Source organism: Pseudomonas sivasensis, assembly GCF_013778505.1.
GTDB lineage: Bacteria > Pseudomonadota > Gammaproteobacteria > Pseudomonadales > Pseudomonadaceae > Aquipseudomonas > Aquipseudomonas sivasensis.
On record NZ_JAAOWU010000002.1, the window covers coordinates 348,840 to 373,392 of the forward strand.

Sequence of the window (24,553 nt, forward strand, 5' to 3'; positions counted from 1 at the left end):
GTCCTGTACACTGCACGACCTTGGCAGCCACACTTTTCCCCGGCTGCGCTCCCGATCCTGGATTTTCCGGCCATGCAGAAAGAAACCGAAATCAAGCTACGCGTCAGCCGCGAAACACTCGCCGCGCTGCGTGAGCACCCGTTACTGAAAAAACGCAACAAAAGTGGCTGGGAACGCCGTGAGTTGATGAACCAGTACTTTGACACCCCCGAGCGCGACCTGGCCCAGGCAAAAGTCGCCCTGCGCCTGCGCAAAGACGGTGACGACATTATCCAGACCCTCAAGACCCGTGGCCAAAGCGTCGCCGGTTTGTCGGAACGCAATGAGTACAACTGGGACCTGCCCAAAGCCAAGCTCGACGTGAAGAAACTCGACGGCGAATGCTGGCCCGAGCAATTGGCCGAGCTGGACAAGAAGACCCTCAAGCCGATCTTCACCACCGACTTCGTGCGTGAACGCGCTGAAATCGCCTGGGGCCGCGGTAAGGCCAAAGTCGTGATCGAAGCCGCCCTGGACTTGGGCCACGTGGTGGTCGGCAAACAGAAAGAAGAAATCTGCGAGCTGGAGTTGGAACTGCGCGAAGGCGAACCAGCGGCCTTGCTGGAGCTGGCCGCTGAACTGGCCGCGACGCTTGCCCTGATGCCGTGCGATATCAGCAAGGCCGAGCGCGGCTATCGCCTGTACGACGCCAGCAGCTACTCCCTGAGCCTGCCGGCGCCGCAGATCCACGCCGAAATGCCGTTGGACGACGCCTTTGCCGCGATCATGTGGCACCTGTTGGGCAGCAGCCAACGCCTGGCCGAACAATATCGCTTCAATGGCCACTGGCGCCTGCTGCAAGACTGGGTCGACAACCTCGGCGAATTGCGTGCCCTGATCGGCAGCCTCGGCCAGGCCGCACCGCGTCAATCCACCAGCGAACTGCGCAGCGTACTCGATGCCTTGCTGGAAGATTGGCGCCCACTGGTACAAGCCGGTGACGACGATGAAGACATCCGCAAAGCCGCACCGGAGCAATTCGTCGAAGAGTTGGAAGACGTGCGTTGGGGCCTGTTCTCACTGAACCTGTCGCGATGGCTGCTCGCCCGCACTTGGACCGCCGACCGCAACGTGCGTGGCAACCGTCAGGGCGCTGCGCAAATCACCAACTGGCTGCCACGCCTGTTGGCCGAAGATGCCGTCGCCCTGCAACTGCCGCGCTACCAGCAACAACCGGAAGACCTGGCCGAGCAACTGCCGCGTATCGAACGCATCCAGGCCTGGCTGCACCATGCGCGTAACGTGGTGGATATTCCTGAGCTGGACCGTTTGTACGGCGAACTGAACAAGTTGGCGCAATTGGCCAACCAGCCGATCACTGATGAATCGCTGGATGCGCGTATGCATCAGGCGATTGCGGTGTACCAGAACCGTGCCTGGAAGACTCTTCTGCGTCTGTAATACCACCATCGGGGGGCAAGCCCCTCCCACATTTGGACGCGTTTCAACTGTGGGAGGGGCTTGCCCCCGATGAAGCCCCCGCTGTCAGCGCTAGACTGGCAGGGAAGTGGTGGACTTGATTTCCGACAACGCCACAATCGAGTTCACCTCCTGAATCCCTGGCACCATCGACAATTTCTCAAAGAAAAACCGCTCGTACGCCTCGATGTCCGACGTCACGATGCGCAGCAGAAAATCCACCGCCCCCATTAGCACATAGCACTCCAACACTTCCGGAAAGCCGCGAATCGCATCGGTGAACTCAGTGAAGTTGGATCGGCCGTGGGCGTTGAGTTTGACCTCGGCAAAAATCTGCGTGTTGAGGCCGATCTTCTTGCGATCCAACAACGTCACCTGCCTGCGGATCACACCTTCCTCCTTCAGCCGCTGGATTCGTCGCCAGCATGGCGACTGGGACAAACCCACCTGTTCGGCAATCTGTGCACTGGAAAGCGAAGCGTCCTCCTGCAACAGGGCCAGGATGCGACGGTCGTAGGCGTCTAACTCGCTATGCATAGAAATACCCATTATTTAATATAACTCGAATTGATCTATTCGATTTTTAGCAAAACATGCCCATCTTAGATAAGAAATCTCCGCTGGCGAATGTAAAAATTCCTTCCATCGAATCTGGAGAGTCAGCATGCACGCCGTCGAAACCATCCAACCTGCTGCGCGCGCCGATGCGTGGGCTGTCACCAGCGCCCATTGCCAGGCGCACTACCAGATCGTTGCCGAGGCGGAGCCCGATGTGTTGTGCCGAGTACTCAACTATTTTGCGTTGCAGTTTCTGACGCCTCGGCACGTCGCCGTGAATCGGGAAGACGACCTGCTGAACATCGATATCGTGATCGACGGCCTGAGCTGGCATCGGGCCCAAGTCATCGGTGAAAAGATTCGAAACCTGATCAGCGTGTGCGCGCTGGACATGTGGTCAGCTGATTCCGTGGGGCCTATAGCGGTGGTTGCAGCCGCTCAGTAAAGACCTGCAACACACACTGGGAGGATGAAACTCGGGAGCTGGCTAGCCTGAAATTTCGTCCAAGGCTACCCAGGAACACCTTCATGTCTGTTGATCAGCGATTGGAACTGCATGCGTTGCTGCCGGCCTTGGTGGAGGAAGGTTTGATCACTCCCGACGCCGCGCAGCGGTTATCGGCGGCGCACCCCGACAACGCTCAACACCCATTGGAGCGCATCGCCGCCCATGGGCCTTCCCTGGAAACCCTGACCCAATGGCTTGCCCAGCGTGTCCAGCAACCTTATCTGCGTATCGACCCGTTGAAGATAGATGTCGCAACAGTGGTGCCACTGATGTCCCACGCGTTCGCCCAGCGCCACGCCATTCTTGCCGTGGCCGTGGATGCGCATACCGTTACCGTCGCCAGCGCCCAGCCCCACGTCAGCAGTTGGGAATCCGGACTGGCGCAAGTACTCAAGCGTTCGATCAAGCGAGTGGTTGCAAACCCTCAGGACATCCAGCGGTGTATCAGCGAGTTTTACCGGCTGGCGAAGTCCGTCAGCGGGGCCGATCAAAAGGTCGTGGTGCCGGGTAACTTCGAGTTGCTGAACCTTGGCGCCAGCGACCAGGAGCCGGACGCGAATGACGCACATATCGTTAATATCGTCGACTGGCTGTTGCAGTACGCCTTCGCACAGCGGGCCAGCGATATTCATATCGAGCCTGGCAGTGAGCAGGGCCGGGTACGTTTTCGCATTGATGGGCTGCTGCACGACGTCTATCAATTTCCACCCCAGGTGACGATGGCGGTGGTCAGCCGCCTGAAAAGCCTGGGGCGGATGAACGTGGCAGAAAAGCGCAAGCCCCAGGATGGCCGGGTCAAGACCAAAAGCCCGACGGGCGCAGAAGTTGAGTTGCGTCTGTCGACCTTGCCCACAGCCTTCGGCGAGAAACTGGTGATGCGGATTTTCGACCCTCAGGTGCTGCTCAAGGATTTTGACCAGTTGGGTTTATCCACCGAGGACCAGCACCGCTGGCACGCGATGACGCGCCAGACCAACGGCATCATCCTCGTCACCGGTCCTACCGGCTCAGGCAAGACCAGCACTCTTTACACCACGCTCAAGCAACTGGCGACCCGGGAGGTCAACCTGTGCACGGTGGAAGATCCGATCGAGATGGTCGAGCCGGCCTTTAACCAGATGCAGGTGCAGCACAACATCGACCTGACCTTCGCCAGCGGCATCCGCGCTCTGCTGCGCCAAGACCCGGACATCATCATGATCGGCGAGATTCGCGATCAGGAAACCGCAGAAATGGCTATCCAGGCCGCACTGACCGGGCACTTGGTCCTCTCGACGCTGCACACCAACGATGCGCCCAGCGCCATTAGCCGCTTGCAGGAACTGGGCATCGCTCATTATTTGATCAAGGCCACCTTGTTGGGTGTTATGGCGCAGCGCTTGGTACGAGTGCTGTGCCCCCATTGCAAGCGCTCGACGGGCGATGTCCACGAGGCCGTCGGATGTGCGGAATGTCGGAACAGCGGGTACCGGGGACGCGCAGGGGTCTACGAAATCATGGTGTTGAATGAGTCGATCAAAGCACTGATCACTCCGGGCGCCGACGTGCAGACCTTACGCCAGGCGGCTATTGCGCAAGGCATGTGCAGCCTGCGCATGGCCGGATTGAGGAAGGCGCAAGCTGGGCTGACCACGATGGCCGAAGTGTTGCGAGTAACGCCTGGGGATTCGGTAACAAATCCTTTGGTTACGGCGCGCTGAAATCGTTCTTATCTGTGACAACACCGTTACACTCGGCCAACCGTCGTTTAACTGACACCATCAGATAGGGAATCGCTATGCAGATCGGAACCGTACTGCTTCTTTTCGTGGGCTTGGCCGCCGCCATATTATTCATGGGCTTCAAGGTGGTGCCTCAAGGCTACCAGTGGACCGTCGAGCGTTTCGGCCGTTATACCAACACCCTCAAGCCTGGCCTGAACATCATCATCCCGGTCATGGATCGCATCGGCCGCAAGATCAACGTGATGGAGAGCGTGCTGGATATTCCACCCCAGGAAGTCATCACCGCCGACAACGCCACCGTACAGATCGACGCCGTGTGTTTTTTCCAGGTGGTCAATACCGCCCAGGCCGCCTACGAGGTCAACAACCTCGAACACGCCATCCGCAATTTGCTGCAAACCAATATCCGCACCGTGCTCGGCTCTATGGAGCTGGATGCCATGCTCAGCCAGCGTGACGGCATCAACGAAAAACTGCTGCGCACCGTGGATGAAGCCACCGCTCCGTGGGGCATCAAGATCACCCGTATCGAGATCAAAGACATCAGCCCGCCCGCCGACCTGATGGCCGCCATGTCCGGCCAGATGAAAGCCGAGCGGATCAAGCGTGCGCAAATCCTTGAGGCCGAAGGCCTGCGAGCATCGGCAATCCTGACTGCCGAAGGCAAGAAGCAGGCACAGATTCTTGAAGCTGAAGGTGGGCGCCAAGCCGCATTCCTGGAGTCTGAAGCCCGTGAGCGTCAAGCAGAGGCTGAAGCCCGTGCAACCCAGGTGGTCTCCGAGGCCATCGCCACCGGTAACGTGCAGGCCATCAACTACTTCGTTGCGCAAAAATACATCGACGCCTTGGGCAAACTTGCCTCGGCCAACAACAGCAAGGTCATCCTGATGCCGCTTGAAGCCAGCCAGGTGATCGGTGCGGTGGGCGGCATCGGCGAGATCGTCAAGGCAACGTTCGATAACAAGAAAGGTTGAGGCCGTCGCCATGTGGGATTTCCTGCAGCATCTTTCATTCTGGGATTGGCTGGCGCTGGGTACAGTGCTGTTGATTCTTGAAGTGTTCGGCGCCGGTGGTTACCTGCTATGGATGGGTATCGCAGCAGCAGCCGTAGGCGTTATCAAGTTCCTGGTACCGCCCCTGGGGCTGGAATGGCAACTGTTGCTGTTCGCCGTGTTGTCGATATTGACAGCGGTGTACTGGTGGAAACGCCAGCGCAGCAGCGCAAAGGCCAGTGACCAACCGGGGCTCAACGAGCGCGGCTCGGAGCTGATCGGCCGCACATTTGTAGTGCACCAGGCGATCGCGGGCGGTCGGGGTAAGGTAAAAGTCGGTGATGGCGTATGGATGGTGACCGGTCCTGACAGCCCTGCAGGCGCTCAAGTACGGGTGGTTGGCCTGGATGGCGTGATTTTGAAGGTAGAAACTGTTTAGTCAGTGATGGAACTCGGTTGGGCTAACTACAATCAAACGGTACAGATCACCCACCCGGAGTCACCCACCATGCGTCTTAAATATGCTGTCGCTACCCTTGCTGTGCTTTCCCTTCCTGTCGGTTCAGCCATGGCCGACAGTTTCTGGCGCAATGTTATCTCGTCGGGCGCCACCACCGGCTCGACGTACCTGACCTTCAAGGACCACAAGCTGGTCGTTGCCGCACAAGACGACGCAGGCAGCTTTGTTGCCAGCGACGGCGGCATCCGTGGCCCATACCTGGAAGCCGCCATGCAGAAAGTCCGCGCCGACAATCCTGGCCTGCAGGCCACGGATATGGAGCTGGCTAACGCTATCCTCGCGAAAAACGCTGTCACCGAGTGATTTCCGCACTCTGAAGAATGCCGCTTTTGAAGCGGCATTTTTTTTGCCCGTAACATGACGATTCATTCACAGGTGACAGGCTATATTCAGTCAAGCCGTGCAACCATGCCGGCACTGATACCTCCCGTACTCATCGCCAACCTGAAACGGATGCATTCGTCGTTATGAGCCAACTGCCCTTTCTGCCGTTCTCCAAACCCACCATCGATGAAGCCACCATCTCGGCGGTGGGCGATGTATTGCGTTCGGGCTGGATCACCAGCGGGCCGAAGGTGCAGGCGTTCGAGGCGCAGCTGTCGGAATACTTTGGCGGCCGCCACGTTCGCACCTTCAACTCGGGCACCTGCACCATGGAGATTGCCTTGCGCATCGCCGGTATCGGGCCTGGGGATGAAGTCATCACCACACCGATTTCCTGGGTGGCAACGGCCAACGTGATTCTGGAAGTCGGTGCCACACCTGTGTTCGCCGATATCGACCCAATCACCCGCAATATCGACCTGTCCCAGGTGGAAGCCGCGATCACACCGCGCACCAAGGCCATCATCCCCGTTTACCTGGCCGGGCTGCCGTTGGATATGCCAATGCTTTACGCGCTGGCCAACAAGTACAAACTGCGTATCGTCGAAGACGCGGCCCAGGCCCTTGGCTCCAGTTGGGATGGCGAACGCATTGGCGCCACCGGGGACTTCGTTTCGTTCAGCTTCCAGGCCAACAAGAACATCACCTCGTCCGAGGGTGGTTGCCTGGTTTTGAATAGCGCCGAAGAGGCACGCCTGGCAGAAAAATACCGCCTGCAGGGCGTCACCCGTACCGGCTTCGACGGCCTGGATGTTGATGTGCTGGGTGGCAAGTTCAATATGACCGATATCGCTGCGGCCATTGGCCTGGGGCAGTTTGCCCATATCGAGAAAATCACCGCCCACCGCCAGAACCTGGCGAGGCACTACTTCAAGTGTTTCGGCAGTGACTTTGAAGAGAAGTACGGCGCACAACTGCCACCCGCCGACTTCGAAAACAGCAACTGGCACCTGTTCCAGCTAGTGCTGCCGGAGCGTCAGGACGGCCTGCCGGCCCGCGCAACGTTCATGGAACAGATGCAGGCTCATGGCGTGGGCATTGGTTATCACTACCCACCGATCCACCTGCTGAGCCTTTATCGGGCACAGGGTTTCAAGGAAGGCATGTTCCCGGTGGCGGAAAAGGTTGGGCGCTTGATTGTTTCATTGCCGATGTTCACGGCGATGACTGAGGCGGATGTGGAGCGGTCGGTGGCGGCAGTGAAAGCGGTGCTCAAACGCTAACCCTATAGGGGCCGGCTTGCCGGCGCCTACAGGGTTATGTGCGGTGTTACTCGCCGATGGCGGCTTTGTAACCAGCAGCATCCAGCAGTTTTTCCAGGTCAGCCGGGTTGCTTGGCTTGAGCTTGAAGATCCAGGCGCCGTACGGGTCGGAGTTCAGCAACTCGGGGCTACCACTCAGTTCCTCGTTGACTGCAATCACTTCGCCTGCAACCGGGGCGTAGATATCCGAAGCGGCCTTGACCGACTCCACCACACCTGCCTGATCAGTCGCGCCAAACTGGGCGCCGACTTCGGCCAACTCAACAAACACCACATCACCCAACGCTTCCTGGGCGTGGTCGGAGATCCCGACGGTCACGGTACCGTCAGCTTCCAGACGGGCCCATTCATGACTCTCGGCAAAACGCAGGTCGGCCGGGATATTGCTCATAGTCTGTGTCCTCAGAAGTAGTGTCAGCGGCCATCGGCCTGCCGGAAATAGTTAGATCAAGGTTTTGCCATGGCGCACGAAGGTCGGTTTGACCACTCGAACCGGGTACCACTTGCCGCGGATTTCCACTTCGGCCCGGTCGGCAGTTGCCGTCGGTACACGCGCCAAGGCAATGGATTTGCTCAGCGTAGGAGAGAAACTACCACTGGTGATCTCACCTTCGCCAACATTGGCGATGCGAACTACCTGATGAGCGCGTAAAACCCCACGTTCTTCCAGTACCAGCCCGACCAGTTTGAACTGCACACCGGCGGCCAGCTCTGCTTCCAGCGCCGCACGCCCGATGAAATCGCGCTCGGCTGGTTCCCAGGCGATACTCCACGCCATGTTGGCCGCCAGGGGCGAAACGTTCTGGTGGATATCCTGGCCGTACAGGTTCATGCCGGCTTCCAGGCGCAGGGTGTCCCGCGCGCCGAGGCCGATAGGTGAGATGCCTGCACCCACCAGATCGTTGAAAAATCCCGGTGCCTGATCGGCAGGCAACACAATTTCCAGGCCGTCTTCGCCGGTGTAACCCGTGCGGGCGATAAACCAATCGCCGTCGGCCTCGCCTTCAAATGGCTTGAGCTGGTGGATCAGGGTGCCGCGAGACTGGGTGACCAACTCGGCGATCTTCTGCCGAGCATGGGGGCCTTGAATGGCGAGCATGGCCAACTCGGGCCGCTCGTGCAGTTGCACTTGATAGCTGCCGAGTTGCGCCTGCATCCAGGCGATGTCCTGGTCACGAGTGGCGGCGTTGACCACCAACCGGTACCCGGCATCAGTGCGATAGACAATCATGTCGTCCACCACGCCGCCCTGCTCGTTGAGCATGGCGCTGTACAACGCACGGCCACAGCCATGCAAACGTTCGACATCATTGGCCAGCAGGTGCTGGAGCCATTCCTTGGCCTGGGGGCCGCTGATATCGATCACGGTCATATGAGATACATCGAACACCCCGCAGTCGCGTCGCACCTGATGGTGCTCTTCAACTTGCGAGCCGTAATGCAAAGGCATATCCCAACCGCCAAAATCGACCATTTTCGCGCCGAGGGCGAGATGCAGGTCATACAGAGGCGTACGCTGTCCCATGGGTTTCTCCTTCCGGGCTTGGCGAAGGTGCGCAGCGTTGCTGTTCGTGCTGAAGACCTTGAATTACAAGGGCTGCAGCCACGTACAACGACCCGATCCGAAAGGCGGAGCGCACCGAATGCCGCGCATTGTAGCCTCAAGCCGTAGGACTGACACCTAACCGATTGGTCGGGCAGAGCGTCGGATCAGCCCGATCACCGGCAGCAGGCCCACCAGTACCAGTGTCAGTGCCGGCAGCGAAGCCCGTGCCCACTCGCCTTCGCTGGTCATTTCAAAGATCCGCACCGCCAGGGTGTCCCAGCCGAACGGGCGCATCAGCAAGGTTGCGGGCATTTCCTTGAGCACATCCACGAACACCAGCAGCGCAGCACTCAGGGTGCCGGGTAGCAACAGCGGAAGATACACTTTGCAAAACAGTCGCGGCCCACTCACGCCCAAACTACGCGCCGCTTCCGGCAACGAAGGCCGGATGCGCGCCAGGCTATTTTCCAGCGGCCCGTAGGCCACCGCTAGAAAACGCACCAGATACGCCAGCACCAGCGCCGACAGGCTGCCCAGCAACAGCGGTTTGCCCGCACCACCGAGCCAGCCGGACAGCGGCACCACCAGTTCGCGGTCCAGATAACTGAACGCCAACATGATCGACACCGCCAGCACCGAACCCGGCAATGCATAGCCAACATTGGCCAGGCTGATACCGGAGCGAATCGCCCGGGTCGGCGACAGGCGGTTGGCGAAGGCAAGTACCAGCGCCACGCTGACCGTGATCAATGCCGCAATACCACCGAGATAGAGGGTGTGGACGATCAGGCCCGAATAGCGCTCATCCAGGTCGAACCGGCCGCGCTGCCAGAACCACGCGATCAACTGCAGCACCGGAATGACAAAGGCGCACGCAAACACCAGCCCACACCAGGCACTGGCGGCTAACGCTTTGAACCCACGCAGGTGGTAGAGCGCCTTGCCCCGAGGCCGATCATTGCTGGGACGGCTCGCGCCACGGGCACGCCGTTCGCCGTACAGCACCAGCATCACCACCAGCAATAACAGGCTGGCCAGTTGGGCTGCGCTGGAAAGACTGAAAAAGCCGTACCAGGTTTTATAGATCGCGGTGGTAAAGGTATCGAAGTTGAACACCGAGACCGCACCGAAATCCGCCAGGGTTTCCATCAACGCCAGGGCGACCCCGGCGCCAATCGCCGGCCGCGCCATGGGTAGCGCCACGCGCCAGAACGCTTGCCACGGCGATTGCCCCAACACTCGCGCGGCTTCCATCAGGCCTTTGCCCTGGGCCAGGAATGCAGTGCGCGCCAGCAGGTAGACGTAGGGGTAGAACACCAGCACCAACACGATGATCACGCCACTGGTGGAACGCACGCGAGGCAGGCGCAGACCGGTGCCGAACCACTCTCGCAGCAGGGTCTGCACTGGGCCTGCGAAATCCAGCAGGCCAACAAAGACGAAGGCAAGCACGTAGGCGGGGATGGCGAAGGGGAGCATCAACGCCCAGTCAAGCCAGCGCCGGCCGGGGAATTCGCAGAGGCTAGTGAGCCAGGCCAGGCTTACGCCCAAGAGGGTCACGCCCAAACCCACCCCAACCACAAGGGTCAGGGTATTGCCCAGCAGCCGGGGCATCTGGGTTTCCCACAGATGGGACCAGATTTGCGCATCGATGCTTTGCCAGGACAGCAACAGCACGCTCAGCGGCAGCAGCACCAGGGCGGCGACGGTGAAAACCGGCAGGTACCAGCGGCGTTGGGCGGGGTGGGCCAAAGGTGGGTTCTCGATAATGAAGATCTTGAAATCACCACAACCCAATGTGGAAGGGGGCTTGCCCCCGATGTCGGAATGTCAGTCGACTCATCGGTGACTGATCCTCCGCCATCGGGGGCAAGCCCCCTCCCACATTTGGATCTGCGGCGTCCTACAAATTGTACTTAGTTCCAGCCGGCGCGATCCATCAAGCGAATGGCTTCAGCCTGGCGCTTACCCGCCACTTCCACCGGCAAGGTGTCCGCAACGAACTTGCCCCAGGTCGCCACTTCGGCCGACGGCGGTACAGCCGGGTTGGCCGGGAACTCCTGATTCACATCGGCAAAGATCTTCTGCGCTTCAGGTGTGGTCATCCATTCCACCAGAGCCTTGGCGGCTTCCGGGTGTGGCGCGTGCTTGGTCAAGCCGATACCCGACAGGTTCACATGCACACCACGGTCGCCCTGGTTCGGCCAGAACAGCTTCACAGCCAGGTCCGGCTTCTGCTTGTGCAGGCGGCCGTAGTAGTAGGTGTTGACGATACCCACGTCGCACTGCCCGGCGTTGATCGCCTCCAGCACGGCGATGTCATCAGAGAACACGTCAGTAGAGAGGTTATTCACCCAGCCCTTGACGATTTCTTCGGTCTTGGCCGCGCCGTGGGTTTCGATCAGGGTCGCGGTGAGCGACTGGTTGTAGACCTTTTTCGCCGTGCGCAGGCACAGACGACCTTCCCACTGTTTGTCGGCCAGGGCTTCGTAGGTGGTCAAGTCACCCGGTTTTACCCGGTCAGTGGAATAGGCGATGGTCCGCGCACGCAGGCTCAAGCCAGTCCAAGCGTGGGCGGATGAGCGGTATTGCAGAGGAATGTTCTTGTCGATCACGGGTGAGGTGAAGGGTTGCAGGATGCCCATTTGCTCGGCCTGCCAGAGGTTGCCGGCATCCACGGTGAGCAACAGGTCGGCGGTAGCGTTTTCGCCCTCGGCCTTGATGCGCTGCATCAGCGGGGCTTCCTTGTCGGTGATGAACTTCACCTGGACGCCAGTCTTTTTGGTGTAGGCATCGAACACGGGTTTGATCAGTTCGTCGATGCGCGAGGAGTAGACCACCACTTCGTCGGCTGCCTGCACAGTCGTGCTGCCGATCAGGGTGAGTGCCAGGGCAGTCAGTAGGCGCTTGGGTGCCAACATGGGTGCGGTCTCTCATTTGCAAAGTGAGCGCAAATGATAGGGACTCACATTTGGTAACGCTCGGTGGAGGCGTTACCAGATGTTGCACAGATGCCTCAGGGTTTCGCGAGTGTTGGCAGATCGCCCGTCAAGCCCAAGGCCTGGCGCACAAATACCGCTTTGGCTTCGGGCATCTGGTTGACCATCTTCAGCCCGGCGTTACGCAACCAACGTAACGGCAGTTGATCGGCCTGGAACAACCGCTCAAAACCTTCCATTGCGGCCATCAGCGCCAAGTTGTGGGGCATCCGACGACGTTCATAACGGCTCAGCACTTTCACATCCGCCAGACGCTCGCCGCGTTCAGTAGCCGACAGCAACACTTCGGCCAGCACCGCCGCATCGAGGAAACCCAGGTTGACGCCCTGCCCGGCCAACGGGTGGATCACATGAGCCGCATCGCCGATCAACGCCAGGCCCTCAGCCACGTAGCGTTTGGCGTGACGCTGGCGCAACGGTACGCAAACCCGTGGATCAGCACTGACCACAGTGCCAAGCCGCCCTTCAAAGGCGCGCTCCAGCTCACGGCAAAAACTCTCATCATCCAAGGCCATCAGGCGCTCGGACTCAGCCGGTGTGGTGGACCATACGATCGAACACCAATCTTCCTGCCCATCGCGTACCAACGGCAAAAACGCCAACGGGCCGGTGTCGGTAAAGCGTTGCCACGCCGTACGCTGGTGCGGCTGACTGCTACGTACGCTGGTGACGATGGCGTTATGCAAGTAATCCCATTCACGGGTGGCGGTGCCGGTCAGGCGACGCACGGCGGAGTTGGCGCCATCGGCGGCGACCACCAACGGCGCGCGCAAGGTGCGGCCATCGGCCAGGGTCAGCAGCCAGTCATCGCCGGAGCGGCGCATCTGCTCCAACCGCGCGTTGGCCAGCAGGCCCAAGTCGCAGTCGTGCAGGCGATCAAGCAAAGCATCCTGCACCACACGGTTTTCGACGATATGCCCGAGCACCTCGGCGTGCACGCTGGCCGCCGAAAAGTGGATCTGCCCAGTGCCGCTGCCATCCCACACCTGCATCTCGCCGTAAGGGCTGGCCCGGCGCGACACAATGCCGTCCCACACGCCCAAGCGCTCCAGGATGCGCTGGCTGGCGGCCGATAAGGCGCTCACGCGGGGTTCGAAGGCCGCTTCACGGTCGAACGGTTTGACGCTCAGCGGGCTGCCATCGAGCAGCAGCACTTGCAGGCCACTGCCCTGCAACGCCAGCGCCAGCGCGCTTCCGACCATTCCGGCCCCGACAATCAGCACATCTGCGCGCATGTCCATGGTTTAAGCCTGTCTCGCTTGCGGCTTGCGCCGCACGTAAAGGGTTTTGTCGACCCGCGCCACCAGGGTGCCGGAGCCGTCATGAATCTGGACCGTGAGGTGAGGCAGGTATTTCTCGCCGCCTTCGGTCTGTCGGCGCACCTCGTCAAGCAAGGCCTCGTCGATGAAAAATTCGGCGTACACCGGGCCTTTGCCCGGCGAGATAAAGTCGATGCTCGCGGCCTTGTCCCAGACGATGTAGTCGCGGCCCAGATTTTCCATCAGCATCAGCATGTAGAACGGGTCGACCATCGAATACAGGCTACCGCCGAACTGCGTGCCGACGTAATTACGGTTGTACCAACCCAGCCCCATGCGCACTTTGACGTGACGAAAATCCGCGCTCATATGCTGCACGCTGACGCCAGCGCCCAGGTATGGCGGGTACAGGGTCATGATCCAACGCAGCAAGCGCGCCTTGCCCAACCGCGCCACCAACCACTTACGCATCGGGACGCGTCCCCAAGCCCATGGCCTGACGGGCGAACCAGCGTTTGGCCGGCGGCAACAAATCCAGGCCCAGCAGACCCATATTGCGGCCCAGCGCTACCAGCGGTTGTGCACTGCCAAACAGGCGCGTGACCTGATCGGAGAAACCGACAGTCAACTTCTGGTCCATACGCTGGCGCTCGCGGTACGCCTGTAACGTCGCCAGGTCACCGGGCACCGCTGGCCCGGCGAGCAGGGCCTCGGCCAAGGCACTCGCATCGCGCAGGGAAAGGTTGAAACCCTGCCCTGCAATTGGGTGCAGGCTGTGGGCGGCGTTGCCGAGGATCACCAGGTGGGAACGTACCTGCTCTTCGGCTTCCACCAGGGTCAGCGGATACAAATGGCGCGCGCCGACTTGCTTCAAGGTGCCCAGACGGTAGCCGAACACGCTCTGTAATTCGCTGAGGAAACTGCGTTCGTCGAGGGCGGCCAGGCGCTGGGCGTCCATGCCGATGCGTGTCCACACCAGCGCGCAGCGGTTGTCTGGCAGCGGCAGCAAGGCCATCGGGCCTTCGTCGGTGAAGCGCTCGAAGGCTTCGCCGTTATGGGCTTCGCTGGGAGTGATGTTGGCAATCAGCGCGCTCTGGTTGTACGGACGGGTCTTCACGCCAATGCCCAATTGCTCGCGCAAGCCGGATCGGCCGCCATCGGCGAGCACGGCGAGGTCGCATTCCAACACGGTTTCATCGTTGAGCGTCAGGCGATAGCCGTCGGGCAGCGGCTCCATGCGGGTGACTTCCGCCGGGCAGCGCCAGCTGACCACGTCTTTGTCCAGGCCTTGCCACAGGCATTGGCCGAGCCAGGCGTTTTCCACTACGTAGCCGAGTGCTGGCACACCCTCCTCCATGGCGGACAAACGTGCGGTGGAGAAACGCCCACGGTCCGACACGTGAATCTGCTTGATCGGCTCGGCTCGGCGGGAAACCTCCTGCCAGATACCCAGCCGCTGATAAATCTGGCGCGCGCCAAACGACAGCGCCGACGATCGTGCATCGTAGCTTGGCTGGTAGCTGTCGCCCGGAGCGAAGGGCTCGATCAGCATGATCTTCCAGCCCCGCGCCTTGGCCCCGGCCTGCAACGCCAGCGCCAGGCTGGCGCCCACCAGGCCACCGCCGATAATCGCGAGATTGACCCGGCTCATCGGGAGGCCGCCATCAGCGCTTCGATCTCGACGACGGTCTTGGGAACGCCGCCGGTCAGGATTTCACAGCCTTGCTTGGTCACTACCACGTCGTCCTCGATGCGTACGCCAATGCCACGCCATTTCTTCGCCACGTTCTGGTTGTCCGGCGAAATATAGATCCCCGGCTCCACGGTCAACGCCATGCCGACTTCCAGCACCCGCCATTCACCGCCCACCTTGTACTCGCCCACATCGTGCACATCCATGCCCAGCCAATGGCCGGCGCGGTGCATATAGAAAGGTTTATAGGCTTCGCTGGCGATCAGTTCGTCAACGTCACCTTGCAGCAGTCCCAACTTAACCAGCCCAGCGGTGATGACCTGCACGGTCGCCTCATGGGCCTGGTTCCAATGTTTATTCGGCGCGATCTCGGCAAAGGCGGCTTCCTGGGAGGCCAGCACAATCTCGTAGATCGCTTTTTGCTCAGGTGAAAACTTTCCGTTGACCGGCCAGGTGCGGGTAATGTCGCTGGCGTAGCAGTCGATCTCGCAACCGGCGTCGATCAGCACCAGGTCCCCATCCTTGAGCAGCGCGTCATTCTGCTGGTAATGCAGGATGCAGCTGTTGCGCCCGGCGGCGACGATGGAGCCGTAAGCCGGCATCTTCGCGCCGCCTTTGCGGAATTCGTAATCCAGCTCGGCTTCCAGGCTGAACTCATGCAACCCAGCGCGGCTGGCCTGCATCGCCTTGACGTGGGCAGCGCAGGAAATCCGCGCGGCCTCGCGCATCACCCTCACTTCTGCCGCCGATTTATACAGGCGCATGTCGTGGAGCAGATGATCCAAGGCAACAAATTCGTTCGGGGGCTGGGCGCCGAGGTGCGCTTTAGAGCGGATCACGTTGATCCACTCCATCACGTGCCGGTCAAATTCAGCGTTGCTGCCCATGGCCGAATACACCCGGTCACGGCCTTCGATCAGGCCGGGCAGGATGTCGTCGATATCGGTGATAGGGAAGGCATCGTCGGCGCCAAACTCACGGATTGCGCCTTCGGTACCGGCACGCAGGCCGTCCCACAGTTCACGCTCGACATTGCGTTCGCGGCAGAACAGCACGTACTCGCCATGCTGGCGACCGGGCATCAGCACGATCACAGCTTCCGGTTCGGGGAAACCGCTCAGGTACTGGAAGTCGCTGTCCTGGCGGTAAACGTGCTCGACATCGCGATTGCGGATGGCCACGGCGGCGGCCGGCAGAATCGCGATGCTGTTGGGTTCCATCTGCGCCATGAGCGCCTTGCGGCGGCGGGTGTATTCCGCTTTGGGGATATGGATCATGGGCAGATGGGCTTCCTTTCTTAGTGCAGCGACGGCTTGGGTGCAGCAGGCTCAGCGGACTTCTTGGTCTCGGTGAACAGCAGCAACGGCGCGACGCGCAGGTATTCCATGACTTCCATGTAGTCGCCTTCGCCGTCTTCGGACTCTTCCAGCGCATCTTGCACTTGGGAGATCGCGGCGAGGTCCTGCAGCACTTCCTTGGCGTCGGTGCTCAGCTCCAGGCCGCCGGCGTTCACGCCGAAACCGTGGAGGAAACCCTGGCACCATTGGCCCAATGCGGCGGCGCGTTCGGTGAGCGGAGCGTCGTCGGTCGGTAGCAACAGGACTACGGTGACGTCATCACCGGTCAGTTCGCCCTTGACCATCTCTTGCAGGCCGATCAGCGCGTTACGCACGTTGTCGGTCGGTTCGGTTTCCAACAGCTCGGCGACATCGGCCAACCAGTTGTCGGCATCAAAGCCAACACCGGTGCAGCTGCGACCCAACAGCACGCCGTGCAGTTCGGCAGGCGAGCATGGGTGGCCGCTGGTGCTCAGCAGTTTGGAAAAAGCATCGTACGGGGAGTTCTGAATGGGCATGGTGAGCTAGGCGCCAGACGGCGCAATGTCTAGAATGGAGCGCTGTATCCTAGCACCGGCAGACGTACCAAGACTATCAAGGGCGTCAGATCGTTTATCCTGCAGTTGCCATTCATCAGACAAAATCCAGTGGAACCCAATGGAAGACACCGACCTGCAAGCGCTGATGGCCAGACTCGAATTGCTAATTACTCGGGTCGAGCAACTTAAGAGTCAAAACGGACTCCTATTAGCTCAGGAAAAGACCTGGCGCGAGGAACGCGCTCACCTCATTGAAAAAAACGAAATCGCCCGGCGTAAGGTCGAATCGATGATTTCGCGCCTGAAGGCCCTGGAGCAAGACTCATGAGTTCAAGCAATAGCGTCACCGTGCAGATCCTCGACAAAGAATATTCGATCATCTGTCCCCAGGAAGAGCGCAACAACCTGGTGAGCGCCGCCCGTTACCTGGATGGAAAAATGCGTGAAATCCGCAGCAGCGGCAAAGTGATCGGCGCCGACCGTATCGCCGTGATGGCCGCGCTGAACATTACCCACGATCTGCTGCATAAGCAGGAACGCCCTGACGTGCAGGCCAGCGGCTCGACCCGCGAGCAGGTTCGCGATCTGCTCGAACGTGTTGATCTGGTGCTTTCCAGCGACACAGAGCAACCCAAGGGCTGATCCCCGCGACTGTTTAAGGTATACTCGCCCCACTCCCTGGCGTGCTTGCCAGTCGGCGATGTCCCGGAGCCGATTCGCACTACCCTGGAAGTTGCACGTTGGGCTGGTGTGCATGTCCGCTAGACGGAAAGCCTTAAAGCCTACTGCTTCTTCCACCTTGAACTTTCGGGTTCAAGGGCTTAGTCGACAGCGGTTCTGTCGGGGAGCCTGAATTCCAAACTCAATGCCAGTCTTAAGGACTGGCATTGTTTTATGAGCCGAAAAACCATGACCGAACCTGCGCCGCTTTCCCGTCCGCAACTTCGACGCATGTTACGCAACGCCCGCCGCGCCCTTACGCCGAGCGAGCAGCGCCAAGCCGCCCAAGGCCTGTATCGGCAACTGGCACAGCACCCGCTGTTTCGCCGGGCCAAACATATTTCCTTGTATCTACCGACGGACGGTGAAATCGATCCGCGCCTGCTGCTGCGCGCCGCTCAGCGCCGGGGCAAGGCCACCTATCTGCCGGTGCTCAGCGCTTGGCCGCGTACCAAGATGGTGTTCCAGCGCGTGAAGCCTGGCGAAAAGCTGCTGCCCAACCGCTTTCGAATTCTGGAGCCAAGGGTCAATGCCAAGCGCCAGCGCAAGGTGTGGGCGCTGGACCTGGTGTTGCTGCCGTTGGTGGGGTTCGATGACGCGGGTGGCCGCCTGGGCATGGGCGGCGGTTTCTACGACCGCAGCCTGGCGTATCTGGCACGCCGTCAAAGCTGGCGCAAGCCGACGCTGCTAGGCCTGGCCCATGAATGTCAGAAGGTCGATCGATTGGCACAAGCCAGTTGGGATGTGCCATTGGCTGGCACTGTCACTGATAAGCAGTGGTATGTCGCAAAAACGCCGCTTGAAGCAGCGGCGTCTTGAAGAAGGCTTAACGCTTGAACGGTTGCGGCTGCTGTTGAGCCAGTTCAACGGGAGCATCGGTCTTGTTCGACCACAAGCTTTGGGCATACCCGGTGGTCACGACGCCCAGACCAAACAAAATCACCAAAATCCATAGTAAATCCGGTTTACGTTGCATCGATTGCCCCCCTTCAGGCATCTCGTACACGATGACAACAACGTTCCAAAGTAGTCCGTTGCAGCTGCGTCAAGCTTAAAGGCCGGCATTTTGCGGTAACGTGAACCAACACGCAAACCTTGGCGCCAACCGACTGTCGGTTTGTCATCAAATTGCCTGACAACTTGCCCACTGCCTTTTTCAGGAGCCCAAAAATGGCCTACTGGCTGATGAAATCCGAGCCCGACGAACTGTCCATCAGCGGCCTGGAAAAGCTTGGCGAAGCGCGCTGGGACGGCGTACGCAACTACCAGGCGCGCAACTTCCTACGCGCCATGGCCGTGGGCGATGAGTTTTTCTTCTATCACTCCAGTTGCCCAGAGCCAGGCATTGCGGGTATCGGCAAAATTGTCGAAGCGGCCTACCCGGATCCGACCGCACTGGAACCGGACAGCCACTATTTCGACGCCAAAGCCACCCCGGAGAAAAACCCGTGGACTGCGATCAACGTCGCGCACGTCCAAACCTTCCCCAAGGTGCTGGGGCTCGGCTACCTGAAACAGCAAACCGCCCTCGCCGAATTGCCCCTGGTGCAAAAAGGCAGCCGCCTGTCGGTGATGCCGGTCACCGCCGAGCAATGGGCGACGGTGCTGGCGCTGCGCTGACGAGAACCCTGCGGTCACGCGCTCGACGCATGCATCTGCCCCTTAACCGGGTTAGGCTTGCGCTTCATTTGATCGGTATCAACGCCCCCGGGCAGCACCGATCAAACTAGGATGCTAAAGCCGCAGGATGCACCCATGTCGACCACACCCCGCTCTTCCCACCTGTTTGCCGTTCTCTTGATCGCGTTGTTGCTCGGTGCCGGCGGCTTCGGTTACTGGCGCTCCACCCAGGACCGTCTGCCCGAAGGTCTGGGCATGGGCAATGGCCGCCTGGAATCCACCGAAGTGCAGATCGCCGCCAAGATCCCAGGGCGCCTGGCCGAAGTGCGGGTCGACGAAGGCGACAAGGTCCTCAAGGGCCAACTGCTGGCGCGCATGGACACCCGTACGCTGGAAGCCCAGCGCGCCCAGGCCGAAGCCGAAGTGCTGCGGGCCAAGGAGAACTTCGCCGCCGCCGAGGCCAACGTGCAACTGCGCCAGAGCGAACAACTGCTGGCCAACCAGGAACTCAAGCGTACCCAGGAGCTGTACAAACGCGGCTTCGCCAGCGGCCAGTTGATCGACCAGCAGCAAGCCCGCCAGAACACCGGCAACGCCGCCGTGACCGCCGCCCAGGCCCAAGTCAATTCGGCAAAAGCCACCATCGGTGCCGCACAAGCCCAGGTCGCGCAGCTCACCAGTGAAATCGACGACAGCAGCCTGCGCGCGCCTATCGACGGCATTATCCAACTGCGCCTGGCCGAACCGGGTGAAGTGCTTGGCGCGGGCGGGCGCGTGTTGCTGCTGATCGACCCCAATGATCAGTACATGAACCTCTATCTGCCCGCCTCCGTGACCGGACGCCTGACCGTCGGCAGTGACGCGCGGATTCTGCTCGACGCCCTGCCCCAGCAGCCGTTGCCGGCCAAGATCAGTTTTGTCGCCGCCAAGTCGCAGTTCACCCCCAAGGAAGTGGAGACCCGCGACGAACGCCAGAAACTGGTATTCCGCGTCAAATTGCACCTGACTCAACCGAGCGCCGTGCCCCAAGCCAAACCGGGTATGCCCGGCTCCGGCTATGTGCGCACAGCTGATATCGACTGGCCGGCCAACCTGCAATGACCGGCCTGGCGCTGCACGCCAAAGGCATCAACCACCATTACGGCAAACAACAGGCGCTGATCGACATCGCCTTCAGCCTGCCCGCCGGTACACGCTGCGGGCTGATCGGCCCGGATGGTGCGGGCAAATCGAGTTTGTTGGGGTTGATCGCCGGCGTTAAGAAACTCCAGGCCGGCCAATTAGAGGTACTCGGCGGCTCCATTCAGGATCGCCGTCACCGCAACAGCCTGTATCCGCGCATCGCCTTCATGCCTCAGGGTTTGGGTGGCAACCTGTACCCCGAGCTGTCCATCAGCGAGAACATCCGCTTCTTCGCCACCCTGTTCGGCCTGTCCAAAGCCGACTGCGACCAGCGCATGCACAACCTGCTGCTGGCCACCGACCTGGCTCGCTTCGCCGAGCGCCCAGCCGGCAAACTTTCCGGCGGCATGAAGCAGAAGCTCGGCCTGTGCTGCGCGCTGATCCACGACCCGGACCTGCTTATCCTTGATGAGCCCACCACCGGCGTCGATCCGCTGTCCCGTCGACGCTTCTGGGAGCTGGTAGAAACCGTACGCAGCGAACGCCCGCAACTGACGCTGCTGGTAGCCACGGCCTACATGGAGGAAGCCGAGCAGTTCGAACATTGCATGATGCTCGACCGCGGCAAACTGATCGCCGACGGCCTCAGTCGCGAACTGGCGGCAGCGACGCCGAGTGGCAAACTGGATGAGGCCTTCACTCACTTCCAGGGCGATGGCGCCCATGACAACCAGCCGCTGGTGATCCCGCCAAGGGAAAACGCCAACGCCGATATCGCCATCGAAGCGCACGAGTTGACCCTGCGTTTCGGTGATTTCACGGCGGTGAACAAGGTTAGCTTTGCTATTGGTCGAGGCGAGATTTTCGGCTTCCTCGGCTCCAACGGTTGCGGCAAGACCACCACCATGAAAGTCCTCACCGGGCTGATGCCGGCCACCGAAGGCAGCGCGACACTGCTGGGCAACCCTGTGAACGCCAAGGACCTGGCCACCCGCAAGCGCGTGGGTTTCATGTCCCAGAGTTTCTCGCTGTACGGCGAGCTCAGCGTGCGCCAGAACCTGGTGCTGCACGCGCAACTGTTCGACCTGCCCAAAGCAGACAGTGGGCCGCGTATCGATGAATTGATCCAACGCTTTGACCTGAGCAAGATAGCCGAGCAACCCTCCGGCGAATTACCCCTCGGTCTGCGCCAGCGCTTGTCTTTGGCAGTGGCCGTGCTGCATCGCCCGGAAGTGCTGATCCTCGATGAACCCACTTCCGGCGTCGACCCGGCAGCTCGGGATGATTTCTGGCGGCTGCTGGTCGAGTTGTCTCGGGAGCAAGGCGTAACCATCTTCCTGTCCACCCACTTCATGAACGAAGCCCAGCGCTGCGACCGCATTTCCTTGATGCACGCCGGCAAAGTGCTGGCCTGCGACACACCGGAGGCACTGCAACAGCAGTTCCACGGCGACACCCTGGAAGCTGCGTTCGTCACCTGCCTGGAACAGGCCCAAGGCGAACCCGAGCCCGCCGCACCGGCCAAAACCGTCAGCGAAATCAGTGCGCCGCCCGTGAGCAAACGCGGCTTCAGCCTTTCTCGCCTGTTGGCCGTGGCCAGCCGTGAAGGCAAAGAACTACTGCGCGACAAAGTGCGCATGGCCTTCGCCCTCCTCGGCGCGATGTTCATGATGGTGATCTTCGGCTACGGCATTTCCCTGGACGTGGAAAACCTCGCCTTTGCCGTCTACGACCAGGACCAAAGCCCCCAAAGCCGAGCCTATCTGGAAGCCTTCCGCAGCTCGCGCTACTTCGCCGAACAGGCGCCCATCCAGGATTCCAGTGAGTTGCACCGGCGCCTGCAGCGCTCGGAAATCAAACTGGCCCTGGAGATACCGCCAGGGTTTGGCCGCGACCTCTACGCTGGCCGCCAACCCACAGTCGCCGCCTGGCTCGACGGCGGCATGCCGTTTCGCGCGGAAACCAGCCGCAACTATGTAGAAGCGGTACACCAGGGCAACCTGCAACAACTGGCCGAACTGAGCAGCCTGCCGCAGACCACCCAGGCCGCCGCCAAGCTGGAAACCCGCTTTCGCTATAACCAGGACGTGGTCAGCGTGAATGCCATCGGCCCAGGGGTGATGGCGCTGATCCTGGCGTTTATCCCAGCGATGCTCACGGCTCTGGGAATCGTGCGCGAGAAAGAACTGGGCTCGATCACCAACTTCTATGCCACACCACTGACGCGCCTGGAGTTCCTGCTGGGCAAGCAGGCGCCCTACATCGCCGTGAGCCTGATCAACCTGGCGCTGCTGGTGGCCATGAATCGCTGGCTGTTTGGCGTACCGTTCAAGGGCAGCGGCCTGACGTTGGCCTTTGGCGGACTGCTTTACGTGCTGGCCACCACCAGCATGGGCCTGCTGATTTCCGCGTTCACCCGTACTCAAATCGCGGCGATCCTCGGCACCATGATCATCACCAGCCTGCCGACCATCCAGTTTTCCGGGCTGATCGTGCCGCGCTCCTCTCTGGAAGGCGCAGCGGCACTGATGGGCATGCTGTTTCCAGCCGGGCACTTCCTGGATATCGCAGTCGGCACGTTCACCAAGGCTTTGGACCTACGCCAGTTGTGGCCGCAATGCCTGGCGCTGTTCGGGTTCTTCATCGGATTCACCGGGCTAAGCCTGATCATGCTCAAGAAGCAGGAGGCCTGATGCACACGCTCACTCATATCCTGCGCCTGGGCATCAAGGAACTCACCAGCCTGCGCCACGACAGCGTATTGCTGCTGTTCCTGTTCTACGCCTTCACTGTCGCCATCTATATGCCTGCCGCCGGATCTGTAATTGGCTTACACAACGCCAGCGTCGCCTTTGTGGACGAGGATCACAGCGCGCTCTCCAGGCAGATGGCAGAGGCGCTGCAACCGCCGGAATTCCAGGCGCCTGCGCCGCTGGCCTACGACCAATTGGACAAGGTGATGGACAGCGGCCAGTACACCTTCGTGATCAACGTGCCGGCCAACTTCCAGGCTGATCTGCTCGCGGGTCGCCAGCCAGGCGTACAGGTGAACGTCGATGCCACGGCAATGAGCCAGGCGTTCATGGGCGCGGGCTATATCGGCAGGATTTTCCAACGGGAGTTGCTGAGCTACAGCGGCCAAACCGATACCGCCAGCAAAGCCCCGTCGCTGCTGACCACACGGGCGCTGTTCAATACCAACCTGGAAGGTGGCTGGTTCCTGGCGGTGATCCAGATCGTCAACAACATCACCATTCTCGCCATCGTATTGACCGGCACCGCGCTGTTGCGGGAGCGAGAGCACGGCACCCTCGACCATCTGCTGGTGCTGCCGCTGACCGCGCTGGAAATCATGCTGGCAAAAATCTGGAGCAACATGTTGGTGGTGGTGGTGTGTACTTGGGTGTCGCTGGAGGTGGTGGTCAAAGGCTTGCTCGGCGTGCCCCTGGCGGGATCGATGGGCCTGTTTCTATTCGTGACCGCGCTGTACCTGTTTGCCAGCACCGCACTGGGGATCTTCCTCGCCACCCTTGCCCGCTCGACGCCGCAGTTCGGCTTGCTGGCAATCCCGGTGATTATCCCAATGCTGTTGCTATCCGGCGGCAGTACGCCACTGGACAGCATGCCCGAGTGGTTGCAGTGGGTGATGCAGGGCTCGCCGTCGACGCACTTTGTGAGCCTGAGTGCAGCGATCCTGTTTCGGGACGCGGGCGTCAGTGTGGTATGGCCGGACTTGCTGGCGCTGGCGGCAATTGGATTGTTGTTTTTTGCGGTGGCGTTGGTGCGGTTCAGGAAGAGTTTGGCTTCCTGAACCGCCAGCCAGGCTGATTACTGAATGATCAGGTTGTTGAACAACAGGTCTTCCACCACCGGCTTGCCAGTCTCGTCGTTCATCACTTGCTGGGTTTGCTTGAGGGCTTCCTGGCGCAGCTTTTCCTTGCCTTCGACGGTGCTCATGGCCTCGTTGGTCTGCTGGGTAAACAGCGCCACCAACTGGTTACGAATCAACGCATCGTTGGCTTTGACAGCAGCAGCGGCTTCGGTACCGGTCACGCGCAGGGCGATGTCAGCCTTGAACACCTTGAGTTTCGCCGTGCCGTCCAGGCCGTAGTTACCCACGAACGGCGGGCTCAGGCTGATATAGCTGACCTTCGGCGCCTCGCCTTCTTTGGCTTCTTCGGCCTGGGCAGCCATGGGCAAGGTCAGGGCCAGCATCAACAGGATCCACGCTTTCACAGTTCATTCCTCACATTCGGTTGCCGGGTAGCATAACGCTAGCAAGGCAGAGCACAAGCTTATGGCGGCTTATCAG

The 24,553-nt window shown here is 60.5% G+C and carries 26 protein-coding genes and 1 other RNA gene; 15 read left to right on the plus strand and 12 right to left on the minus strand.

The features are described from left to right. Positions 1-72: 72 nt before the first annotated feature. Complete coding sequence (locus G9Q84_RS05170) at positions 73-1,440, plus strand: CYTH domain-containing protein (protein ID WP_032884264.1); 1,368 nt, start codon at positions 73-75, stop codon at positions 1,438-1,440. Between the two features lie 90 nt (positions 1,441-1,530). Here G9Q84_RS05170 and G9Q84_RS05175 read toward each other — a convergent pair whose 3' ends face one another. Beyond that, positions 1,531-1,995, minus strand: coding sequence for an Lrp/AsnC family transcriptional regulator (locus tag G9Q84_RS05175; protein ID WP_181642986.1), 465 nt, complete (start codon positions 1,993-1,995; stop codon positions 1,531-1,533). A gap of 127 nt (positions 1,996-2,122) precedes the next feature. Here G9Q84_RS05175 and G9Q84_RS05180 point away from each other — a divergent pair, with 127 nt between their 5' ends. The 6 genes from G9Q84_RS05180 (at position 2,123) to G9Q84_RS05205 (ending at position 7,367) form a co-directional block, all read left to right on the plus strand. After that, positions 2,123-2,461 carry a hypothetical protein gene (locus G9Q84_RS05180; RefSeq protein ID WP_032884268.1) on the plus strand — a complete coding sequence of 113 codons (339 nt, stop codon included), beginning with the start codon at positions 2,123-2,125 and terminating at the stop codon, positions 2,459-2,461. 83 nt (positions 2,462-2,544) lie between these two features. Then, positions 2,545-4,224 carry a GspE/PulE family protein gene (locus G9Q84_RS05185; protein WP_181642987.1) on the plus strand — a complete coding sequence of 560 codons (1,680 nt, stop codon included), beginning with the start codon at positions 2,545-2,547 and terminating at the stop codon, positions 4,222-4,224. A gap of 77 nt (positions 4,225-4,301) precedes the next feature. Further along, positions 4,302-5,222, plus strand: a complete 921-nt coding sequence (locus G9Q84_RS05190) for an SPFH domain-containing protein (RefSeq protein WP_032884271.1) — start codon at positions 4,302-4,304, stop codon at positions 5,220-5,222. A 10-nt stretch (positions 5,223-5,232) separates the two neighbouring features. Then, the gene (locus tag G9Q84_RS05195) at positions 5,233-5,679 is read left to right on the plus strand and encodes an NfeD family protein (protein WP_181642988.1); all 447 of its coding nucleotides are present in this window, start codon (positions 5,233-5,235) and stop codon (positions 5,677-5,679) included. 69 nt (positions 5,680-5,748) lie between these two features. Then, the gene (locus tag G9Q84_RS05200; RefSeq protein WP_003176799.1) at positions 5,749-6,063 is read left to right on the plus strand and encodes a DUF2388 domain-containing protein; all 315 of its coding nucleotides are present in this window, start codon (positions 5,749-5,751) and stop codon (positions 6,061-6,063) included. Between the two features lie 164 nt (positions 6,064-6,227). Continuing rightward, positions 6,228-7,367 (plus strand): DegT/DnrJ/EryC1/StrS family aminotransferase, encoded by a 1,140-nt coding sequence (locus tag G9Q84_RS05205; protein ID WP_032884274.1) that lies wholly within the window; start codon positions 6,228-6,230, stop codon positions 7,365-7,367. A 46-nt stretch (positions 7,368-7,413) separates the two neighbouring features. Here the strand turns inward: G9Q84_RS05205 and gcvH are convergent, their stop codons facing one another. The 9 genes from gcvH to G9Q84_RS05250 form a co-directional block, all read right to left on the minus strand. Further along, positions 7,414-7,797, minus strand: coding sequence for a glycine cleavage system protein GcvH (gene gcvH / locus G9Q84_RS05210; RefSeq protein WP_095185169.1), 384 nt, complete (start codon positions 7,795-7,797; stop codon positions 7,414-7,416). A 51-nt stretch (positions 7,798-7,848) separates the two neighbouring features. Further along, positions 7,849-8,931 carry a glycine cleavage system aminomethyltransferase GcvT gene (gene gcvT, locus G9Q84_RS05215; RefSeq protein ID WP_032884277.1) on the minus strand — a complete coding sequence of 361 codons (1,083 nt, stop codon included), beginning with the start codon at positions 8,929-8,931 and terminating at the stop codon, positions 7,849-7,851. A 156-nt stretch (positions 8,932-9,087) separates the two neighbouring features. Continuing rightward, a complete protein-coding gene (locus G9Q84_RS05220; RefSeq protein ID WP_181642989.1) occupies positions 9,088-10,704 on the minus strand; it encodes an ABC transporter permease in 1,617 nt (538 codons plus the stop codon). A gap of 164 nt (positions 10,705-10,868) precedes the next feature. Further along, entirely contained in the window at positions 10,869-11,873 is a 1,005-nt protein-coding gene (locus G9Q84_RS05225; RefSeq protein ID WP_032884279.1) for an extracellular solute-binding protein, read from the minus strand. Positions 11,874-11,968: 95 nt separating this feature from the next. Beyond that, positions 11,969-13,186, minus strand: a complete 1,218-nt coding sequence (locus tag G9Q84_RS05230; RefSeq protein WP_181643047.1) for a 2-octaprenyl-3-methyl-6-methoxy-1,4-benzoquinol hydroxylase — start codon at positions 13,184-13,186, stop codon at positions 11,969-11,971. Positions 13,187-13,195: 9 nt separating this feature from the next. Continuing rightward, positions 13,196-13,681, minus strand: a complete 486-nt coding sequence (locus tag G9Q84_RS05235; RefSeq protein ID WP_032884283.1) for a DUF4442 domain-containing protein — start codon at positions 13,679-13,681, stop codon at positions 13,196-13,198. Beyond that, positions 13,674-14,861 carry a 2-octaprenyl-6-methoxyphenyl hydroxylase gene (gene ubiH, locus G9Q84_RS05240; protein WP_099601730.1) on the minus strand — a complete coding sequence of 396 codons (1,188 nt, stop codon included), beginning with the start codon at positions 14,859-14,861 and terminating at the stop codon, positions 13,674-13,676. The genes G9Q84_RS05235 and ubiH overlap by 8 nt, the downstream gene beginning before the upstream one ends. After that, positions 14,858-16,180: a Xaa-Pro aminopeptidase gene (gene pepP / locus G9Q84_RS05245; protein ID WP_181642990.1), complete on the minus strand. Its 1,323-nt coding sequence runs from the start codon at positions 16,178-16,180 to the stop codon at positions 14,858-14,860. The genes ubiH and pepP overlap by 4 nt, the downstream gene beginning before the upstream one ends. Positions 16,181-16,200: 20 nt before the next feature. After that, positions 16,201-16,758 carry a YecA/YgfB family protein gene (locus G9Q84_RS05250; RefSeq protein WP_015886444.1) on the minus strand — a complete coding sequence of 186 codons (558 nt, stop codon included), beginning with the start codon at positions 16,756-16,758 and terminating at the stop codon, positions 16,201-16,203. Between the two features lie 139 nt (positions 16,759-16,897). Here G9Q84_RS05250 and G9Q84_RS05255 point away from each other — a divergent pair, with 139 nt between their 5' ends. The 4 genes from G9Q84_RS05255 (at position 16,898) to G9Q84_RS05270 (ending at position 18,318) form a co-directional block, all read left to right on the plus strand. After that, the gene (locus tag G9Q84_RS05255; RefSeq protein ID WP_007982902.1) at positions 16,898-17,107 is read left to right on the plus strand and encodes a TIGR02449 family protein; all 210 of its coding nucleotides are present in this window, start codon (positions 16,898-16,900) and stop codon (positions 17,105-17,107) included. Continuing rightward, positions 17,104-17,421 carry a cell division protein ZapA gene (locus G9Q84_RS05260; protein ID WP_027608375.1) on the plus strand — a complete coding sequence of 106 codons (318 nt, stop codon included), beginning with the start codon at positions 17,104-17,106 and terminating at the stop codon, positions 17,419-17,421. Before G9Q84_RS05255 ends, G9Q84_RS05260 begins: the two co-directional genes overlap by 4 nt. A 30-nt stretch (positions 17,422-17,451) precedes the next feature. After that, positions 17,452-17,630: non-coding RNA, 6S RNA (gene ssrS / locus G9Q84_RS05265), on the plus strand. A gap of 58 nt (positions 17,631-17,688) precedes the next feature. After that, positions 17,689-18,318, plus strand: a complete 630-nt coding sequence (locus tag G9Q84_RS05270; RefSeq protein ID WP_181643048.1) for a 5-formyltetrahydrofolate cyclo-ligase — start codon at positions 17,689-17,691, stop codon at positions 18,316-18,318. 7 nt (positions 18,319-18,325) lie between these two features. On the opposite strand, the gene G9Q84_RS05275 is transcribed toward G9Q84_RS05270, so the two are convergent. Further along, on the minus strand, positions 18,326-18,475 hold the full coding sequence (locus G9Q84_RS05275) for a hypothetical protein (RefSeq protein WP_010207387.1): 150 nt from the start codon (positions 18,473-18,475) through the stop codon (positions 18,326-18,328). Positions 18,476-18,669: 194 nt separating this feature from the next. On the opposite strand from G9Q84_RS05275, the gene G9Q84_RS05280 reads away from it, so the two are divergent. From G9Q84_RS05280 to G9Q84_RS05295, 4 genes are all read left to right on the plus strand, one after another. Then, the gene (locus G9Q84_RS05280) at positions 18,670-19,119 is read left to right on the plus strand and encodes an EVE domain-containing protein (protein ID WP_095185173.1); all 450 of its coding nucleotides are present in this window, start codon (positions 18,670-18,672) and stop codon (positions 19,117-19,119) included. 135 nt (positions 19,120-19,254) lie between these two features. Further along, positions 19,255-20,220: an HlyD family secretion protein gene (locus tag G9Q84_RS05285; RefSeq protein ID WP_095185174.1), complete on the plus strand. Its 966-nt coding sequence runs from the start codon at positions 19,255-19,257 to the stop codon at positions 20,218-20,220. Then, the gene (gene rbbA / locus G9Q84_RS05290) at positions 20,217-22,934 is read left to right on the plus strand and encodes a ribosome-associated ATPase/putative transporter RbbA (RefSeq protein WP_122756255.1); all 2,718 of its coding nucleotides are present in this window, start codon (positions 20,217-20,219) and stop codon (positions 22,932-22,934) included. Before G9Q84_RS05285 ends, rbbA begins: the two co-directional genes overlap by 4 nt. Continuing rightward, entirely contained in the window at positions 22,934-24,052 is a 1,119-nt protein-coding gene (locus G9Q84_RS05295) for an ABC transporter permease (RefSeq protein ID WP_181642991.1), read from the plus strand. The genes rbbA and G9Q84_RS05295 overlap by 1 nt, the downstream gene beginning before the upstream one ends. Positions 24,053-24,069: 17 nt before the next feature. On the opposite strand, the gene G9Q84_RS05300 is transcribed toward G9Q84_RS05295, so the two are convergent. Further along, positions 24,070-24,477, minus strand: a complete 408-nt coding sequence (locus tag G9Q84_RS05300; protein WP_032884296.1) for a flagellar basal body-associated protein FliL — start codon at positions 24,475-24,477, stop codon at positions 24,070-24,072. Positions 24,478-24,553 lie beyond the last annotated feature (76 nt).

What these genes read in the sequence shown, in the direction of transcription:
- G9Q84_RS05170 (WP_032884264.1), top strand. Translation starts at nt 73, where the DNA reads ATGCAGAAAGAAACCGAAATCAAGCTACGCGTCAGCCGCGAAACACTC.
- G9Q84_RS05175 (WP_181642986.1), bottom strand. Translation starts at nt 1,995, where the DNA reads ATGCATAGCGAGTTAGACGCCTACGACCGTCGCATCCTGGCCCTGTTG.
- G9Q84_RS05180 (WP_032884268.1), top strand. Translation starts at nt 2,123, where the DNA reads ATGCACGCCGTCGAAACCATCCAACCTGCTGCGCGCGCCGATGCGTGG.
- G9Q84_RS05185 (WP_181642987.1), top strand. Translation starts at nt 2,545, where the DNA reads ATGTCTGTTGATCAGCGATTGGAACTGCATGCGTTGCTGCCGGCCTTG.
- G9Q84_RS05190 (WP_032884271.1), top strand. Translation starts at nt 4,302, where the DNA reads ATGCAGATCGGAACCGTACTGCTTCTTTTCGTGGGCTTGGCCGCCGCC.
- G9Q84_RS05195 (WP_181642988.1), top strand. Translation starts at nt 5,233, where the DNA reads ATGTGGGATTTCCTGCAGCATCTTTCATTCTGGGATTGGCTGGCGCTG.
- G9Q84_RS05200 (WP_003176799.1), top strand. Translation starts at nt 5,749, where the DNA reads ATGCGTCTTAAATATGCTGTCGCTACCCTTGCTGTGCTTTCCCTTCCT.
- G9Q84_RS05205 (WP_032884274.1), top strand. Translation starts at nt 6,228, where the DNA reads ATGAGCCAACTGCCCTTTCTGCCGTTCTCCAAACCCACCATCGATGAA.
- gcvH (WP_095185169.1), bottom strand. Translation starts at nt 7,797, where the DNA reads ATGAGCAATATCCCGGCCGACCTGCGTTTTGCCGAGAGTCATGAATGG.
- gcvT (WP_032884277.1), bottom strand. Translation starts at nt 8,931, where the DNA reads ATGGGACAGCGTACGCCTCTGTATGACCTGCATCTCGCCCTCGGCGCG.
- G9Q84_RS05225 (WP_032884279.1), bottom strand. Translation starts at nt 11,873, where the DNA reads ATGTTGGCACCCAAGCGCCTACTGACTGCCCTGGCACTCACCCTGATC.
- G9Q84_RS05230 (WP_181643047.1), bottom strand. Translation starts at nt 13,186, where the DNA reads ATGCGCGCAGATGTGCTGATTGTCGGGGCCGGAATGGTCGGAAGCGCG.
- G9Q84_RS05235 (WP_032884283.1), bottom strand. Translation starts at nt 13,681, where the DNA reads ATGCGTAAGTGGTTGGTGGCGCGGTTGGGCAAGGCGCGCTTGCTGCGT.
- ubiH (WP_099601730.1), bottom strand. Translation starts at nt 14,861, where the DNA reads ATGAGCCGGGTCAATCTCGCGATTATCGGCGGTGGCCTGGTGGGCGCC.
- pepP (WP_181642990.1), bottom strand. Translation starts at nt 16,180, where the DNA reads ATGATCCATATCCCCAAAGCGGAATACACCCGCCGCCGCAAGGCGCTC.
- G9Q84_RS05250 (WP_015886444.1), bottom strand. Translation starts at nt 16,758, where the DNA reads ATGCCCATTCAGAACTCCCCGTACGATGCTTTTTCCAAACTGCTGAGC.
- G9Q84_RS05255 (WP_007982902.1), top strand. Translation starts at nt 16,898, where the DNA reads ATGGAAGACACCGACCTGCAAGCGCTGATGGCCAGACTCGAATTGCTA.
- G9Q84_RS05260 (WP_027608375.1), top strand. Translation starts at nt 17,104, where the DNA reads ATGAGTTCAAGCAATAGCGTCACCGTGCAGATCCTCGACAAAGAATAT.
- G9Q84_RS05270 (WP_181643048.1), top strand. Translation starts at nt 17,689, where the DNA reads ATGACCGAACCTGCGCCGCTTTCCCGTCCGCAACTTCGACGCATGTTA.
- G9Q84_RS05275 (WP_010207387.1), bottom strand. Translation starts at nt 18,475, where the DNA reads ATGCAACGTAAACCGGATTTACTATGGATTTTGGTGATTTTGTTTGGT.
- G9Q84_RS05280 (WP_095185173.1), top strand. Translation starts at nt 18,670, where the DNA reads ATGGCCTACTGGCTGATGAAATCCGAGCCCGACGAACTGTCCATCAGC.
- G9Q84_RS05285 (WP_095185174.1), top strand. Translation starts at nt 19,255, where the DNA reads ATGTCGACCACACCCCGCTCTTCCCACCTGTTTGCCGTTCTCTTGATC.
- rbbA (WP_122756255.1), top strand. Translation starts at nt 20,217, where the DNA reads ATGACCGGCCTGGCGCTGCACGCCAAAGGCATCAACCACCATTACGGC.
- G9Q84_RS05295 (WP_181642991.1), top strand. Translation starts at nt 22,934, where the DNA reads ATGCACACGCTCACTCATATCCTGCGCCTGGGCATCAAGGAACTCACC.